This is a genomic window from Amycolatopsis minnesotensis (assembly GCF_039529815.1).
GTDB lineage: Bacteria > Actinomycetota > Actinomycetes > Mycobacteriales > Pseudonocardiaceae > Amycolatopsis > Amycolatopsis minnesotensis.
Window position 1 is genome coordinate 45,524 of record NZ_BAAANN010000041.1, and the last position, 14,825, is coordinate 60,348.

Genomic DNA, 14,825 nt, shown 5'->3' on the forward strand with positions numbered 1-14,825 from the left:
CCTCGCAAGGGCCGCATCCGCGGCGTTCACGCCCCTGAAGGGGCCCTTCAGGGAATCTGACGCCGCGAACTCGCCCTTCGCAAGGTGGCGGCTCCACCCGCAGATGCCCTGAAGGTGCCCTTCGGGGCATCTGAGTCCCCCAAGGGCGCCTTCAGGGCGCCAACGCGGGTCAGACGGCGAGCTTCAGGGCGTCCACGGCGCTGTAGAACATGCCGAGGCCGTCGTCGGAGGGGCCGGTGAGCGCGTCGATGGCGTGCTCCGGGTGCGGCATCAGGCCGACCACCCTGCCGTCGGCGCTGCGGATCCCCGCGATGTCGTTGCGCGAGCCGTTGGGGTTCCCGCCGACGTAGCGGAACACGACCCTGCCCTCGGCCTCCAGTTCGTCCAAAGTGGACTTCTCGGCGACGAAGCAGCCGTCGATGTTCTTCATCGGGATGAGGATTTCGGCGCCCTGCTCGTACCGCGTGGTCCACGCGGTCTCCGTGTTCTCCACGCGGAGCCACTGGTCGCGGCAGAGGAAGTGCAGGCCCTCGTTGCGGATCATCGCGCCGGGCAGCAGGCCCGCCTCGCACAGGATCTGGAACCCGTTGCAGATGCCGAGCACCGGCATGCCGCCGTGCGCGGCCTTGATCACCGACTCCATCACCGGCGCGAAGCGCGCGATCACGCCGGCGCGCAGGTAGTCGCCGTAGGAGAACCCGCCCGGCACGACCACCGCGTCGACGCCGTGCAGGTCGTCGTCGGCGTGCCACAGCGCCACGGACTCGGCGCCGGCGTAGGTGACCGCACGGGCCGCGTCACCGTCGTCGAGGGTGCCGGGGAAGGTGATTACCCCGATGCGCGCGCTCACTTCTCCACCCGCCGGATGGTCCACTCCTCGATCACCGGGTTCGCGAGGAAGCCCTCGGCGATCTTCCCGAGCGTCTCGTCGTCGACGGAGTCGTCGACCTCGAGCTCGAAGTGCTTGCCCTGGCGGACCTCGGTCACGCCGGTGAAGCCGAGGCGGGACAGCGCCCCGGCCGCGGCCTGTCCTTGCGGGTCCAGGATCTCGGGCTTGGGCATGACGTCGACGACGACTCGGGCCACGGCTGGCTGCTCCCTCGTTTACGCAGGTCGGCGGTACCGAGAAAGCGTAACCGAGCCGTGCCCCGGGCCTGGCGGGCGCCTCACTTCACGACTTGGACGACGTCACCGGGCTGCAGCGTCTCGAAGTACTTCACCGCCGCCGCGTGCGAAAGGTGGATGCAGCCGTGCGACTGCACCTTGAGGCTGCCCTGGTGGAAGGCGATGCCGTTCGTGGTGAAGAAGACCGAGTAGGGCATCGGGCCGTTGAACTGCTTCGAGTAGTGGTCGATGTCCTTGTACTGGACCTGGAAGGTGCCGGTCGGCGTGCGGTGCCCTGCCTTCCCGGAGGTGATCGGGACACCGCCGTAGGTGATGTTCCCGTTGTCCATCAGCCAGGTGGTGTTCGTGCTCAGCTGGATGCAGGCCTTCGCCTGCGGGCCGCACGGTGCTCCGGCGGCGGATGCTGCCGGAGCGGCCACGACCACCGTGGCTCCGGCAGCCGCGACACCGGCGAGGACTCCAGCGATCTTGCGCAGCGCACTCATGACGGGTCTCCCATCCGCCCTCGGTGCCGAGGGCCGTTTTCCTGGAAGTACCCAGTCGAGGGACGATTTCCACGTCTAGTCGCTTATTTTCCAACTATTGGCCTAGCGTGACCAAAGATACCCTTCCCGGGCGGCTTCCCTGGGTGCCTGGTGCGCGCCATGCTGGGACCGCGTCATTGACGATTCGCCAATACTCGGGAGGCAGCGTGGCCGGGTCAGAGTCCTTCGACTACGTCATCGTCGGCGCGGGCAGCGCGGGATGCGTGCTCGCGAACCGGCTGACCGAGGACCCGGCGGCGAAGGTGCTCCTGCTCGAAGCCGGCGGCGAGGACGACGCCGACGAGATCAAGATCCCGGCCGCGTTCGCGTCGCTGTTCAAGACCCACCGCGACTGGAACTACGAAACCGTCGAGCAGAAGCACACCGGGAAACCCGCCTTCTGGCCGCGGGGCAAGATGCTCGGCGGGTGCTCCTCGATGAACGCGATGATCTACATCCGCGGAAACCGCGCCGACTACGACGGCTGGCGCGATCGGCACGGCGCCACCGGGTGGGGCTACGACGACGTGCTGCCGTACTTCGTCAAGGCGGAGGGCAACACGCGCCTCGGCGGGCCGCTGCACGGCACCGACGGTCCGCTGCGCGTCGAGGACCGCGTGTTCACGCACGAGCTTTCGCGGGCGTGGGTGGATTCGGCGGTGGCCTGGGGCATCAAGCGCACCGACGACTTCAACGGCGCCGCGCAGGAAGGGGCCGGGCCCTACCAGGTGACCTGCCGGAAGGGCCGCCGCTGGTCGTGCGCCGACGCGTACCTGCGCCCGGCGATGACCAGGCCCAACCTGACCGTCCGCACGAACGCGCCGGTCACCTCGGTGGTCACCGAGGGCACGCGCGCCGTCGGTGTGTCCTATTTGGACAACGGTGTGCCGGTGACCGTGCGCGCCGAGCGCGAGGTGCTGCTGTCCGGCGGCGCGATCAACTCGCCGCAGCTGTTGATGCTGTCGGGGATCGGACCGGCCGAGCACCTGCGCGAACACGGTATCGACGTGGTCGCCGCGCTCCCCGGCGTCGGGCAGAACCTGCACGACCACCCCGCGGCGCCGATCATCTGGGCCACCCGCGGCACCTCCGACGTCGCCGACTCGGCCACCCCGGCGGGGCTGGTGCGGTGGCAGCTCACCAAACGCGGCCCGCTGGCTTCCAACATCGGCGAGGCAGGGGCGTTCTACTCCACTGTGGACGGTCTGGACGCGCCGAACATGCAGGTGCACGTGGCGCCAACCCTGTTCTACGACAACGGTTTGCGTGAGCCGGCCGTGGCCGGGTTCACCTCCGCGGCGACCCTCGTCGACGTCGCGAGCCGCGGCAGGCTGCGGCTGCGGTCGGCGAACCCGCAGTGGAAACCGGAAATCGACCCCGCCTACTACGCCGAATCCGCCGACTTCGACGCGATCCAATCGGCGTTGCGCTCGCTCATCGAAATCGGCCGCTCCGGCCCGCTCGCGAAGTTCCTCGACAAGCCGTTCCTGCCCGGCAGCCACGACCTCGACGACGACGCGCTGGCCGAGCACGCGCGGCAGCACACGCAGACGCTGTACCACCCCGTCGGCACCTGCGCGATGGGCGGCGGCGACCACGCCGTCGTGGACCCGGAGCTGAAGGTGCGCGGGATCGACGGGCTGCGGGTGGTCGACGCCTCCGTGATGCCGGTGGTGCCGCGCGGGAACACCAACGCCCCCACCATCATGATCGCCGAAAAAGCCGCCGACCTGATCCGCCAATCCTGACCCCGTCGAGCGAATTTCCCTGACGGGTAAGGAAAACCCCCACCCGACCCAGGGGGGCGACCCCGCTCCAGTCTACCCGGACCCGAGAAGCCGGAGGGAGTTGTCCACAGGTTCGTTCGTTTGTGGAGTGATTGTGGATAACTTGCCGCCCAGCCGGAACCCGTGCCACTACGCCATGATGCACCTGCCGCCGGACCACACGATCGACGGCGTGTCATGCATCGTCCAAGACGACAAGATCTACCTGTACATCTCGCATATCGACTGAACGCCGCGGCGCCAGGGGGTTTCCCGGCCTTCGAGCCGGGGAGCCCCTGCCCGGTACTACCGCTTCCCGTGCAGCACCGTGATCAGCTTCGCGACCAGGGCATCGGTCTTTTCCTTGCGGGTGAACGTGGTGAGCGCGATCGGCGCCGTGTAGCGCTGGCGCGCGATCGCCTTCGAGCGGGCGAATTCCCGCAGGCCTTCGGGGCCGTGGATGCGGCCGAAACCCGAGTCGCCGACGCCGCCGAAGGGCAGTGACGCGATCCCGGTGAACGAAAGCGGGGCGTTGATCGCGGTCATCCCCGTCCGCAGCCGCTGCGCGAGTTCGACACCGCGACGCTTCGAGAAGACCGTCGATCCGAGCCCGTAACGGGTGGCGTTCGCCTTGTCGACGGCCTCGTCCATGTCCCGCACCTTCGCGATGGTCACGGTCGGCCCGAAGGTTTCTTCCCGCACCGCTTCGGAATCCTCCGGCACGTCGACCAGCACGGTCGGCTGGGCGAACCGGTCGCCGACCGCGTCCACGCCACCGATCAGCGCCTTCCCGCCGCGCGCGAGCGCGTCGGTGATGTGCCGCCGCACCACCGCGAGCTGCGACGGCATGGTCATCGGCCCGTATTGGGCGGCCGCGTCCGAGCCACCGCGCACGTCCTTGCTCTTCTCCACGACCTTCGCGACGAACTCGTCGTGCACCCGCTCGTGCACGTAAACCCGTTCGACGCCGACGCAGGTCTGACCCGAGTTGGAGAACGCGCCCCACACCGTCGCATCCGCCGCCGCATCGAGGTCCGCGTCCGCGTCGACGAGCACCGGGTCCTTGCCGCCCGCCTCGATCACCACCGGCGTGAGCGTTTCGGCCGCGGCGGCCATGATCTTCTTGCCGGTGGCGGTGGACCCGGTGAACGCGATCTTGTCGACGCCCGCCTTCGTCAGCGCGGCGCCGGTCTCCCCGAAGCCGGTGATCAGCTGCAGCACCGGCGCCTCCGGCACCACCTGCTCGAACGCCTCGACCAGCCATTTGCCGACGCCGGGGGTGTACTCGCTCGGCTTGAACACGACCGCGTTGCCCGCGGCGAGCGCGTAGGTGATCGAGCCAAGCGGCGTGAACACCGGGTAGTTCCACGGCCCGATCACGCCGACCACGCCGAGCGGCTGGTATTCGACGGTCGCCGCCTGGTTCGCCATCAGCAGGCCGGACGCCCGGCGCTGCTTGCCGAGCACCTTCCGCGCGTGCTTGCCCGCCCACGCGATGTGCTCGATGCCGAGGACGCTTTCGAGCTGGGCGTCCGCGACGGGCTTGCCGGTCTCGTCCCGCACGACGGTGCACAGCTGTGCGAGCCGCCTGGTCAGCACGCCCTTCCACCGGCGAAGGCGCTCAGCACGGCCGTCGAAGCCGAGCGAAGCCCACCACCGCGCCGCCTCCCGCGCGCGCTCCACCGCGGCCTCGACCTCTTCGCGGGTGTGCACGGGGTAGGTGCCGACGACCTCGTCGGTGGCCGGGTTCAGGGAGTCGAAGGTCTCGCCTGCCGTTTCGGGCGCTTCGGCGGCGGGCTGTGTCGCGGTCATGGCGTCTCCGGATCCGGTCGGGTGTGACCCAGGCTACGAGCTTGCTGACATCCTGCCAATACCTCTCCGGCGCGGCGGGAAGGGCGCTGCCCAGCATCGCACAGCGCGCGAGCGGATTCACTGGCCGCGAACGTGGTCCCGGTCGTAGGGTTGCGTCAGAACCCCAAGGGAGAGATCGATGCAATTCGTCCATTATGGACATTCATGCGTGCTGGTCGAGACCGAGAACGCCAGGATCCTGCTGGATCCCGGCGCCTTCTCCGGCGAGTTCGAGAAGGAACGCGAACTCGACGCCATCCTCATCACGCACCAGCACTTCGACCATGTCGACGCCGAGCGGCTGCCCGGACTGCTCGAAGCGAATCCCGGCGCGAAGCTGGTCACCGACCCCGGTTCGGCGGAAACCGTGGAAAAGCTGGGGCTGCCTGCCGAGACCGTCCGGCCTGGCGACTCCTTCCGGGCAGGTGGCACCACGATCGACGTGGTCGGCGGGCAGCACGCGGTCATCCACGAGGACATCCCGGTGATCCCGAACGTCGGCTTCATCATCGACGGCGGCGCCTTCTACCACCCCGGCGACTCGTTCTTCGTGCCGGAGCAGAAGATCGACATCCTCGGCCTGCCGTCCGGCGCGCCCTGGCTCAAAGCGGGCGAAGCCGTCGACTACCTGCGCGCCGTCGCGCCGAGGCTGGCCGTGCCGATCCACGAGATGACGCTCGCGAACCCCGCGATGCACTACGGCCTGTTCACCAACCTGGCGCCCGAGGGCACCGAGGTCAAAGTGCTGGAGAAGGCCGAAGCGACGAAGTTGTGAGCTTGGCGTAGGTCCCGCCGAAGGCCCGGTTTTCCAGCGCGACGTCCACCGCGTCGAGGAAGGCCCGCCGGAGCCCCGGGCGGGCCAGGTCCTTCGCGTCGGCGCCGAGGCGCACGAGCCCGCCTCGGCGTGCGGCGCGGGCGGCGCCGAGGACGAACGCGAAGCAGCGCACGGTTTCGGTTCGCTGCGACTGGCTCGCGAAGTACTGCACACGAGCGCGCGTGACTTCGCCGGAGCGCAGGTCGCGGACGGCGGCGAGATCCGCGCACAGCGAGAAACCGTGTGCGCGCAAGGCATCGAGGGTGCCGCGCGAGGCGAGCCAGCGCGGCGGCGCGAAGCCGTCCGCGACGAGCCCGGCGCGGTCCAGCGCCGCCGACGCGGCGATCAGCCGCAGCTTCGCCTCGTGCGCGGGGAGCGCGGCGAACTCGGCCTTCTTGCCGAGGCTGACCGCGCGGTGCGTCGGCGTGACGCGGAGGTCGTAGCCGTGCAGGAGCAGGCCGTCACCGCGCCGCGTGCGGGCGCGGACCCAGTCGTCCACCGGCCCGTCGCCGGTACCGGGCGTGTAGAGCACCGACAGCGGGACGCCACGGCCGTCGAGCTCGGCCGCGAGGTCGGCGCAGCGGTGCAGGGTTCGCGTGCTGATACCGGAAAGGGAAACGAGCAGCGTAGCGTCCACGTTTCCCAGTGGAACCCACCGAACTGACACCGGACTGACAGGCGGGTGAATCTCACGCACCGGTCAAGCGAAGTCGCGCGGCGCGCCCGCGTACTCGGGGCGCGGAAGAGCACCGCGGAGGCTTCCCGAGATCAGGAGTAGCCGCACTCCGCCTACTCCGCCACCGCCACGGACTCGCGGACGTCCTCGCCCGCGGCGGCGTTGACGCGCTTCTCCGCTTTGATCGAGCGGATCGCCGCGACGATCCCGGCCACCCACAGCACCACGATCGCCGCGTAGACGGCCACGGTCACGCCGGTGCCCGCGTCCTTGAGCAGCGTTCGCGCGTTCGTGAACACGATGAGCCCGCCCGCGGCCGCGCCGAGCAGCCTCGGCGGCATGCGCCGGACCAGCCACGCGGCGACCGGCGCGGCGAGCACACCGCCCGCCATCAGTCCGAGCACCACGGTGTAGTTCAGGTTGTGCTCGCTGGAAAGCGAGAAGAAGAACCCGATGCTGGCGGCGAGCGCCACGATGAACTCGGAGGTGTCGACGGAGCCGACGACCTTCCTCGGTTCGAGCCTGCCGGAGGACAGCAGCGTCGTGGTGGCCACCGGGCCCCAGCCGCCGCCACCGGTCGCGTCGACGAACCCGGCGACGAGCCCGAGCGGCCCGAGGAACCGCGCGCCGGGCCGCTTGTCCGTGATCAGCTTGCCCAGCTTCAGGAACGCGAACCGGATCAGCACGTAGAGCCCGAGCAGCAGCAGGATCGTGGTGATCCACACCTCGGCGAACTCGGTGGACAGCGAGGTCAGCACGTACGCGCCGAGCACGGCGCCGATCGCGCCCGGCACGGCGAGGATGCCGACGGTGCGCCAGTCGATGTTGCGGAAGCGCCAGTGCGAGACGCCCGAAGCGAGCGAGGTGCCGACCTCCGCGAGGTGCACCGCGGCCGACGCGACGGCCGGGGTCGTGCCCAGCGCGACGAGCGTGGTCGTCGACGTGACGCCGAAGGCCATCCCGAGGGTGCCGTCCACGAGCTGCGCCAGGAACCCGGCCAGCCCGAAGAGAACCAGGACGCGCATTGCCTCACCTCGAACCCCGTCGCGCTCGACCTTTCCGATCGATGGTGACGGCGGTCCACCAGGTGACTCAACCCTTCCCAGATGCTGGATGATGCTCGGTATGGGCAGCGCGTGGATCTCGTTCACCACCGACTACGGACTCGACGACGGTTTCGTCGCCGCCTGTCACGGCGTGATCGCCCGGATCGCACCGCGGGTGCGCGTGATCGACGTCACGCACGCGGTGCCCGCGCAGCGCATCCGCCACGGCGCGAGCGTGCTCGCGCAGACGGTGCCGTACCTGCCGGAGGCCGTGCACGTCGCCGTGGTGGACCCCGGGGTCGGCACCGCGCGGCGCGGTGTCGTCGTGGTCGCCGAGCGGGGGCTGCTGGCCGGGCCCGACAACGGCCTGCTCGTCCCCGCCGCCGAAGCGCTCGGCGGCGTCGTCGCGGCGTACGAACTGGTGGCACCGGAGTACCGGCTGCCCGCGGTGTCGGCGACCTTCCACGGTCGCGACGTCTTCGCGCCCGCGGCGGCCCACCTGAGCCTGGGGGTCACCCCGCCCGAGTTCGGGCCACCGGTGACCGAGCTGGTGCGGCTGCCGGAGCCGGTGGTGCGGGTGCGGCCTGGCGAGCTGGTGTCCGAGGTGCTGGTGATCGACCGGTTCGGCAACGTCCAGCTCGCCGCCACCAGCGCGGACCTGCACGCGGCCGGGATCGGGGACAGGGCGGCGGTGGAGGGCATGGACGTGCCGCTCGGCCGCACCTTCGGCGACGTGCGCGCGGGCGAGGCGCTGCTCTACACCGATTCCGGCGGACGGCTCGCGGTCGCCGTCAACGGCGGCTCCGCGGCGGCCGCCCTGGCGCTCTCCGAGGACCAGGAGGTCACCATCACCTCGTCGCCCTTCGCGAGCTGACCCGGCCGGAGCACCGCGGCCTTGATGCCGAACGACACCCCGCCGTCCGGTTCGCGGCGGTACCCGGCGAGCGTGCGGATCGGCTCCTTGCCCGCCTTGCGGCCGGTGGCCTGGTCCACCATCGGCACCGGGCACCGGATGGCCACCTTGGCGTAGGCCAGTTCCGCGCTGCCGGCCGCCATGCGGCGGATCCGGTCCTCGAAGTGCGGCTCGTCCACATTGGACAGCACGATGTTGGGCCGGAACCGGTCGATCGGCACCGGCGTCCCGCCGTCCGAGGCGATCCTGGAGTTCAGGTGGTCCAAAGAGGACTCAGAAGCGACGTGCAGTGCGTGCGCGTCGGCGAACCCCGTGGTGCCAGGCGTTTCGCCGCTGGTGACGCGGCTGTGCTCCGGCGGCACTCGAACCAGCCTCGACGGCGCGCCGAGCACGGTCGAGAACCATTCGGCTGCCTCGTCGCCCTGGTCGACACCGGCACCGTCCCAGGTGAACACCGACACCGGCAGCCGCGGCCCGTCGAACCGCACCGGGAGCCGGAGCGGTTCGACACCGGGTGCGGACAACGCGAGCATCCGCCCGTCATCGGCGAGCACCGGGCGGACGACGGCGAGCACCGGGTGCCGTCGCTGGCTGCGGAACACCCCGTCCTCGCCGACCGCCATGAACGTGCGATCGTGCTCGACCCCGGCCGGGGTCACCACGGCCTCGCGCAGTTCGGTGCCCGCGCACCCCTTGACCGGGTACCGGAACAGCCGCGCGATCAAGGGGGTCACGTCCGCATCCTACGGCCGCGCTAGAGCACCTGGGAAAGGAATTGCTGGAGGCGCGGGCTTTGCGGCTTGTCGAAGACGGCGTCCGGGGTGCCGTACTCGACGATCTTGCCGCGGTCCATGAAGGCGACCTTGTCCGCGACGCTGCGCGCGAACCCCATCTCGTGCGTGACCACGATGAGCGTGAGCCCGCGCTCGGCGAGCCCCGCCATCAGGTCGAGCACGCCCTTCACGAGTTCGGGGTCGAGCGCGCTGGTGGCCTCGTCGAACAGCATGACCTCGGGTTCCATCGCGAGCGCACGCGCGATCGCGACCCGCTGCTGCTGCCCGCCGGACAGCGCGGCGGGGCGGTACGGCGCCTTGTCCGCGAGCCCGACGTCGGCCAGCCGCGCCAGCGCGACCTCCTCGGCCGCGGCCTTGTCCAGCCTCTTCACGCTGCGCAGCGGCAACGTGATGTTGTCCAGCACGCTGCGGTGCCCGAACAGGTTGAAGTGCTGGAACACCATGCCGACGCGCTGGCGCAGCCGGTCGGGATCGGCCTTGATCACGCTTTCGCCGTCGAAGAGCAGGTCGCCGGAATCGGGCTCCTGCAAGCGGTTCACGCACCGCAGCAGCGTCGACTTGCCCGAACCGGACGGCCCGATCACGCACACCGTCTCGCCGCGGGGGACGGTGAGGTCCACCCCGCGCAGCACTTCGAGGGTGCCGAACGAGACGTGGATGTCGCGCAGTTCCACGCTCGCCGACTGGGTTTTCGCCTCGGTGGTCATCTGCTCCCCGTACCCCCCGCGCTCCCCGGTACACCCGCCGCGACGATGGCCATCTCGTCGGGGTCGGTGGTGACCTTCCGCCCGGTGCGCAGCTTCTTGTCGATGAAGTTCACCAGGTGCGTCAGCGGCACCGTGATCACCAGGTACAGCACGCCTGCCGCGACGAGCGGCGAGAGGTTCCCGGTGTTGGCCGCGAGGTCCTGGCCGATCCGGAACAGGTCGCGCTGCTCGGCGACGAACCCGAGGAAGTACACCAGGCTCGAATCCTTCACCAGCGAGATGAACTGGTTCACCAGCGCGGGCAGCACCCGCCGCACCCCCTGCGGGATGATCACCAGCAGCATCGCCTTGCCGTAGCTCATGCCGAGCGCGCGGCTGGCCTCCAGCTGTCCTTTTTCGACACTCTGGATACCGGCCCGGAAGATCTCGCCGATGTAGGCGGCGGCGATCAGGCTCAGCGCCAGTATCCCGAGCGGATACGGGTTCGTGCCGACGATGTCGCGCGCGAGGATGCCAAGGCCCTGCCCGATCACCAGGATCACCAGGATCGCGGGCAGACCGCGGAAGATGTCGGTGTAGATCCGCGCGGGCCAGCGCAGCCAGCGCTTCGTGGACAGCCCCATCACGGCGAGCACCAAGCCGAGCACCGCGCCGATCAGCGAGGAGATGACCGCGAGGATCAGCGTGTTCGGCAGGCCGGTCTTGAGCAGGTCGGGGAAGACTTCCTTGATGTAGTCCCAGTTCAGGAACGTCTCGACGAACTGGTCCATTACCGCTTACCCGAGAACTGCGGCGCCACCGGGGCGTTCGGCATGAACTGCTGGTGCAGCCTGAGCCACGTCCCGTCCGCGATCGCCTGCTTGATCCCGTCGTTGAGCTTGCCGAGCAGCTCGGAGTTGCCGTGCTTCACCGCGTAGCCGTGCGGTGTTTCGGTGGTGAACGACTTGGTGATCTTCAGCTTCTCGTTCGGGTTGTCCTTCTGGTACGACTCCGCGGTCGCCTGGTCGAACACCGATCCGTCGACGGCGGCGGTCTTCAGCGCGCTCAGCGCGGCCGCGTCGTTGGGGAACCGCACGATCTGCGCGGCCGGGACGGTCGCGGTCAGCCAGGCGTCCGACGCGGTGCCCTGCACGACGCTGATCCGCTTGCCGGACAAGGACTTCTCGTCCGTGATCGACGAGCCGTCCTTGACCTCGATGGACAGCGACTGGAAGTTGTACGGGTCGGAGAAGTCGACGGTCTTCTTCCGCTCCGGGGTCTGCGCGATCGCCGAGGAGCCGATGTCGAACTGTCCACTCGCGACTTTCCCGAGCAGCGCGGAGAAGTCGGTGCCGACGAACTCGATCTTCAGCCCCTCCTTCTGCGCGATCGCCGACAGCAGCTCGTTGTCGAACCCGGTGAACTTCCCGTTCTCCTGGTAGATGTTCGGCGGCGAGTCCGGCAGCGTGCCGACCCGCAGCGTGCTCGTATCGGCACCGCCGCAGGCGGCGAGCGCGGCGAGCAGCACAGCCGCCGCGGTCGCGCCCAGCAACTTCTTCATCACTGTTCCCTTCACCGGCCGCTACGCGCCCGGGTTGGTCACCGGCAGGCCGGGGCCGCCCGGTTCCAGTTCCTTCGGCAGCGGCTCTGCCTTGAAGAACTGCTCGTGCAGCCGTTTCACGGTGCCGTCCGCGATGAGCTTGGCGATCCCGTCGTTGAGCTTCGCCAGCAGCTCCTTGTTGTCCTTGCGGACCGCGAACGCGGACGGGGTGTCCTTGCTCTCCACCTGGTAGCCGACCTCGAGCTGCGCGTCGGCGTTCTGCTCGATGTACTTCTTGCCGATGTCCGCCGGCACCACCCAGCCGTCGAGGCCGCCGGTGCGCAGCTGCGCGAACCCGGCGTTGTAGTCGGGGAAGCGCGCCACGTTCGCGCCGGGGAGCCGCTTCGTCGCGAAGTCGTCCTGCACCGAGGCCTGCACGACGCCGACGCGCTTGCCGCCGAACGCCGCCGGGTCCTTGAGGTTCGCGCCCTTCTTGGTCACGATCACGGTGAACTCGGTGTTGTACCCGTTGCTGAAGGCGACCGTCTTCTTGCGCGCCTCGGTGGTCGAGATGGTGGAGCTGCCGATGTCGAAGTTGCGGTTCGCGACGCTGGCGAGCAGGCCGGAGAAGTCCGTCCCGACGAACTTCACCTCGAAGTTCTCGCGCTTGCCGATCTCGCGGAGCAGCTCGTTGTCGTAGCCGGTGTACTGGCCGTTCTCGAAGTAGATGGACGGCGGGGCGTCGGGCAGCGTGCCCACCCGCAGTGCGGCGTTCGGGTCACTGGCCGACGTGCCGCACGCGGCGAGCGCGAGGGTGACCGTTCCGGTCGCGGCAACGGTGACAGCGGCGATGGCCTTCCACAGCGTGGATCTCATGCTTCTCTTCTTCGGCTCTGGCGGGTTTCCGCGATGAGAGAGAGCGCCAGGGTACGGGTTCGTCCCCCGGCGCTCGTCGGTTCGGCGCCCACCCTATGAAAACCACCCGAACGAGTAACTTCATCCCATTCTGTGAGCGCGTGCCCGAGTTCACAGAATGGGCTGGGGCACATACTCCGCCGCTTCGGGGAACCGCGCCAGCACTTCCTCGACCCGCTTCGCGATGGTCTGGACCTGGCTGGTCGCCACGCCGGTGAAACCGATCGGGTCGGCCAGCAGCGCGTCCAGTTCGGACCGCGCCAGCGGCAGCCGGTCGTCCGCGGCGAACCGGTCGAGCAGGTCGTTTCCCGCCTGGCCCTCCCGCATCGCGAGCGCGACGGCCACCGCGTTCTCCTTGATCGCCTCGTGCGCGCTCTCCCTGCCGACCCCGCCGCGCACCGCGGCCATCAGCACCTTGGTGGTGGCCAGGAACGGCAGGTACCGGTCCAGCTCGCGCGCGACCACCGCGGGGAACGCGCCGAACTCGTTCAGCACGGTGAGGAAGGTCTCCAGCAGCCCGTCGATCGCGAAGAACGCGTCGGGCAGCGCGACCCGGCGCACCACGGAATCCGAGACGTCGCCCTCGTTCCACTGGTCACCCGCCAGCTCGCCGATCATCGACAGGTACCCGCGCAGCACGACGGCGAGCCCGTTGACCCGTTCGCACGAGCGCGTGTTCATCTTGTGCGGCATGGCGGACGAGCCGACCTGGCCCGGCTGGAAGCCCTCGGTGACCAGCTCGTGGCCCGCCATCAGCCGGATCGTCTTGGCGAGGCTCGACGGCGCGGCGGCGATCTGCACCACCGCGGACAGCACGTCGAAGTCGAGCGAACGCGGGTAGACCTGGCCGACGCTGGTGAACCGGCGGTCGAAGCCGAGGTGCCCGGCGACCCTGTCCTCCAGCTCGTCCAAAGTGGACTGGTCGCCGAGCAGGTCGAGCATGTCCTGCGCGGTGCCGACCGGGCCCTTGATCCCGCGCAGCGGGTAGCGCGCGATCAGCTCGTCGACCCGCTCGAAGGCGACCAGCAGTTCGTCGGCGGCGGTCGCGAAGCGCTTGCCCAGCGTCGTGGCCTGCGCCGCCACGTTGTGCGAGCGGCCCGCCAGCACCAGGTCTTCGTGTTCCACGGCGAGCGAAGCGAGCTTGGCCAGCACCGCGGCGGCCCTGCTGCGCACCAGTTCCAGCGAGCGCCGGAGCTGGAGCTGCTCGACGTTCTCGGTGAGGTCGCGCGAGGTCATGCCCTTGTGGATGTGCTCGTGCCCGGCGAGCGCGTTGAACTCCTCGATCCGCGCCTTCACGTCGTGCCGCGTGACCCGCTCGCGCGCCGCGATGGACTCCAGGTCGACCTGGTCCAGCACCCGCGCGTAGTCCTCGATGACACCGTCGCCGACCTCGACGCCCAGCTCGTGCTGCGCGCGGAGCACGGCGAGCCACAGCTCGCGCTCCAGCCTGACCTTCTGCTCCGGTGACCACAGCGACACCAGCTCCGGCGAGGCGTAGCGGCTGGCAAGGACATTCGGGATGCGGGGCTTGTCCGTCACGGCGATAGGTTAACGGCTCAGCTCAGCGCGCCGCGCAGCATGCGCGCGGCGGCCGCCCTCGGCTCGGGGTCGACCGCGACCAGCGCGTTCACCACCGCCCCGTCGATGAGCGCGATGAGCCGGTACAGCTCGTCCTCGGTCATCGGGGAGCCGGAGCGCTCGAAGATCTCCAGCATCAGGCTGCGCAGCTCGACGTTCAGCTCGCTCATCAGCGGGCGGAGGTACTTGCGGCGGCCGGTCACCACCAGGCGTTCGTACCGCAGGAGCACCGCCTCGGCGTCGGCCTCGCGGTCCCGCTGCTCGGGGCCGAGGAGGAGTTCGAGCACCAGGTCGGCCTGCGCGTCGACGTCGCGGTCCCGCGTCGCGAGGTCTTCGAGGCACCGGCGGCCCTGTGCCAGCTCGACCCGCGAATGGTGCTCGACCGCGGCCGTGACGAGGTCTTCGAGCGAATCGAAGTAGTAGGTGGTCGATGCCAGCGGCAGCCCGGCGCGCTCCGCGACCGCCCGGTGCCGTATCGCGTCGAACCCGCCCTCGACCAGCAGCTCGGCGGCGGCCTCGACCAGCGCGGCACGACGCCGCTCACCTTTTGGCGTGCTCGCGGCTGCGGTCATGCTGTCCCATCTTGCCAGCCGAACC

General features: G+C 69.7%; 17 protein-coding genes. 4 read left to right on the forward strand and 13 right to left on the reverse strand.

The annotated features are described in order from the left end of the window. Positions 1-169: 169 nt before the first annotated feature. The 3 genes from purQ to ABD256_RS36440 form a co-directional block, all read right to left on the reverse strand. The gene (gene purQ / locus ABD256_RS36430) at positions 170-850 is read right to left on the reverse strand and encodes a phosphoribosylformylglycinamidine synthase subunit PurQ (RefSeq protein ID WP_344429556.1); all 681 of its coding nucleotides are present in this window, start codon (positions 848-850) and stop codon (positions 170-172) included. After that, a complete protein-coding gene (purS, locus tag ABD256_RS36435) occupies positions 847-1,086 on the reverse strand; it encodes a phosphoribosylformylglycinamidine synthase subunit PurS (RefSeq protein WP_344429558.1) in 240 nt (79 codons plus the stop codon). Before purS ends, purQ begins: the two co-directional genes overlap by 4 nt. Before the next feature lie 80 nt (positions 1,087-1,166). After that, entirely contained in the window at positions 1,167-1,610 is a 444-nt protein-coding gene (locus ABD256_RS36440; RefSeq protein WP_344429560.1) for a L,D-transpeptidase, read from the reverse strand. Positions 1,611-1,816: 206 nt separating this feature from the next. On the opposite strand from ABD256_RS36440, the gene ABD256_RS36445 reads away from it, so the two are divergent. Further along, positions 1,817-3,397, forward strand: coding sequence for a GMC family oxidoreductase (locus tag ABD256_RS36445; protein ID WP_344429562.1), 1,581 nt, complete (start codon positions 1,817-1,819; stop codon positions 3,395-3,397). 133 nt (positions 3,398-3,530) lie between these two features. After that, positions 3,531-3,665 (forward strand): hypothetical protein, encoded by a 135-nt coding sequence (locus ABD256_RS36450; RefSeq protein WP_344429564.1) that lies wholly within the window; start codon positions 3,531-3,533, stop codon positions 3,663-3,665. Positions 3,666-3,721: 56 nt separating this feature from the next. Here the strand turns inward: ABD256_RS36450 and ABD256_RS36455 are convergent, their stop codons facing one another. After that, on the reverse strand, positions 3,722-5,227 hold the full coding sequence (locus ABD256_RS36455; RefSeq protein ID WP_344429566.1) for an aldehyde dehydrogenase family protein: 1,506 nt from the start codon (positions 5,225-5,227) through the stop codon (positions 3,722-3,724). 178 nt (positions 5,228-5,405) lie between these two features. Here ABD256_RS36455 and ABD256_RS36460 point away from each other — a divergent pair, with 178 nt between their 5' ends. Next, a complete protein-coding gene (locus ABD256_RS36460; RefSeq protein WP_344429568.1) occupies positions 5,406-6,041 on the forward strand; it encodes an MBL fold metallo-hydrolase in 636 nt (211 codons plus the stop codon). Here the strand turns inward: ABD256_RS36460 and ABD256_RS36465 are convergent. Next, a complete protein-coding gene (locus ABD256_RS36465; RefSeq protein ID WP_344429570.1) occupies positions 6,004-6,717 on the reverse strand; it encodes a DUF2334 domain-containing protein in 714 nt (237 codons plus the stop codon). The genes ABD256_RS36460 and ABD256_RS36465 overlap by 38 nt on opposite strands. A 152-nt stretch (positions 6,718-6,869) precedes the next feature. Beyond that, a complete protein-coding gene (locus ABD256_RS36470) occupies positions 6,870-7,781 on the reverse strand; it encodes a sulfite exporter TauE/SafE family protein (protein WP_344429572.1) in 912 nt (303 codons plus the stop codon). 100 nt (positions 7,782-7,881) lie between these two features. Between ABD256_RS36470 and ABD256_RS36475 the strand changes: the two genes are divergently transcribed. Continuing rightward, positions 7,882-8,676 (forward strand): SAM hydrolase/SAM-dependent halogenase family protein, encoded by a 795-nt coding sequence (locus ABD256_RS36475; RefSeq protein WP_344429574.1) that lies wholly within the window; start codon positions 7,882-7,884, stop codon positions 8,674-8,676. Here the strand turns inward: ABD256_RS36475 and ABD256_RS36480 are convergent. The 7 genes from ABD256_RS36480 to ABD256_RS36510 all read right to left on the reverse strand — a co-directional run bounded on the left by ABD256_RS36480 (position 8,559) and on the right by ABD256_RS36510 (position 14,800). Continuing rightward, positions 8,559-9,449, reverse strand: a complete 891-nt coding sequence (locus ABD256_RS36480; RefSeq protein WP_344429576.1) for an MOSC domain-containing protein — start codon at positions 9,447-9,449, stop codon at positions 8,559-8,561. The genes ABD256_RS36475 and ABD256_RS36480 overlap by 118 nt on opposite strands. A gap of 20 nt (positions 9,450-9,469) precedes the next feature. Next, entirely contained in the window at positions 9,470-10,216 is a 747-nt protein-coding gene (locus tag ABD256_RS36485; protein WP_344429578.1) for an amino acid ABC transporter ATP-binding protein, read from the reverse strand. Next, positions 10,213-10,986, reverse strand: coding sequence for an amino acid ABC transporter permease (locus tag ABD256_RS36490; protein ID WP_344429579.1), 774 nt, complete (start codon positions 10,984-10,986; stop codon positions 10,213-10,215). Before ABD256_RS36490 ends, ABD256_RS36485 begins: the two co-directional genes overlap by 4 nt. Continuing rightward, complete coding sequence (locus ABD256_RS36495) at positions 10,986-11,756, reverse strand: ABC transporter substrate-binding protein (protein ID WP_344429581.1); 771 nt, start codon at positions 11,754-11,756, stop codon at positions 10,986-10,988. Before ABD256_RS36495 ends, ABD256_RS36490 begins: the two co-directional genes overlap by 1 nt. A gap of 21 nt (positions 11,757-11,777) precedes the next feature. Next, positions 11,778-12,611, reverse strand: a complete 834-nt coding sequence (locus ABD256_RS36500; protein WP_344429583.1) for a substrate-binding periplasmic protein — start codon at positions 12,609-12,611, stop codon at positions 11,778-11,780. Positions 12,612-12,761: 150 nt separating this feature from the next. After that, a complete protein-coding gene (purB, locus tag ABD256_RS36505) occupies positions 12,762-14,189 on the reverse strand; it encodes an adenylosuccinate lyase (RefSeq protein ID WP_344429585.1) in 1,428 nt (475 codons plus the stop codon). 17 nt (positions 14,190-14,206) lie between these two features. Next, the gene (locus tag ABD256_RS36510) at positions 14,207-14,800 is read right to left on the reverse strand and encodes a TetR/AcrR family transcriptional regulator (protein ID WP_344429587.1); all 594 of its coding nucleotides are present in this window, start codon (positions 14,798-14,800) and stop codon (positions 14,207-14,209) included. Positions 14,801-14,825 lie beyond the last annotated feature (25 nt).

What these genes read in the sequence shown, in the direction of transcription:
- ABD256_RS36460 (WP_344429568.1), top strand. Translation starts at nt 5,406, where the DNA reads ATGCAATTCGTCCATTATGGACATTCATGCGTGCTGGTCGAGACCGAG.
- ABD256_RS36485 (WP_344429578.1), bottom strand. Translation starts at nt 10,216, where the DNA reads ATGACCACCGAGGCGAAAACCCAGTCGGCGAGCGTGGAACTGCGCGAC.
- ABD256_RS36500 (WP_344429583.1), bottom strand. Translation starts at nt 12,611, where the DNA reads ATGAGATCCACGCTGTGGAAGGCCATCGCCGCTGTCACCGTTGCCGCG.
- ABD256_RS36455 (WP_344429566.1), bottom strand. Translation starts at nt 5,227, where the DNA reads ATGACCGCGACACAGCCCGCCGCCGAAGCGCCCGAAACGGCAGGCGAG.
- ABD256_RS36510 (WP_344429587.1), bottom strand. Translation starts at nt 14,800, where the DNA reads ATGACCGCAGCCGCGAGCACGCCAAAAGGTGAGCGGCGTCGTGCCGCG.
- ABD256_RS36490 (WP_344429579.1), bottom strand. Translation starts at nt 10,986, where the DNA reads ATGGACCAGTTCGTCGAGACGTTCCTGAACTGGGACTACATCAAGGAA.
- ABD256_RS36470 (WP_344429572.1), bottom strand. Translation starts at nt 7,781, where the DNA reads ATGCGCGTCCTGGTTCTCTTCGGGCTGGCCGGGTTCCTGGCGCAGCTC.
- ABD256_RS36495 (WP_344429581.1), bottom strand. Translation starts at nt 11,756, where the DNA reads ATGAAGAAGTTGCTGGGCGCGACCGCGGCGGCTGTGCTGCTCGCCGCG.
- ABD256_RS36440 (WP_344429560.1), bottom strand. Translation starts at nt 1,610, where the DNA reads ATGAGTGCGCTGCGCAAGATCGCTGGAGTCCTCGCCGGTGTCGCGGCT.
- ABD256_RS36475 (WP_344429574.1), top strand. Translation starts at nt 7,882, where the DNA reads ATGGGCAGCGCGTGGATCTCGTTCACCACCGACTACGGACTCGACGAC.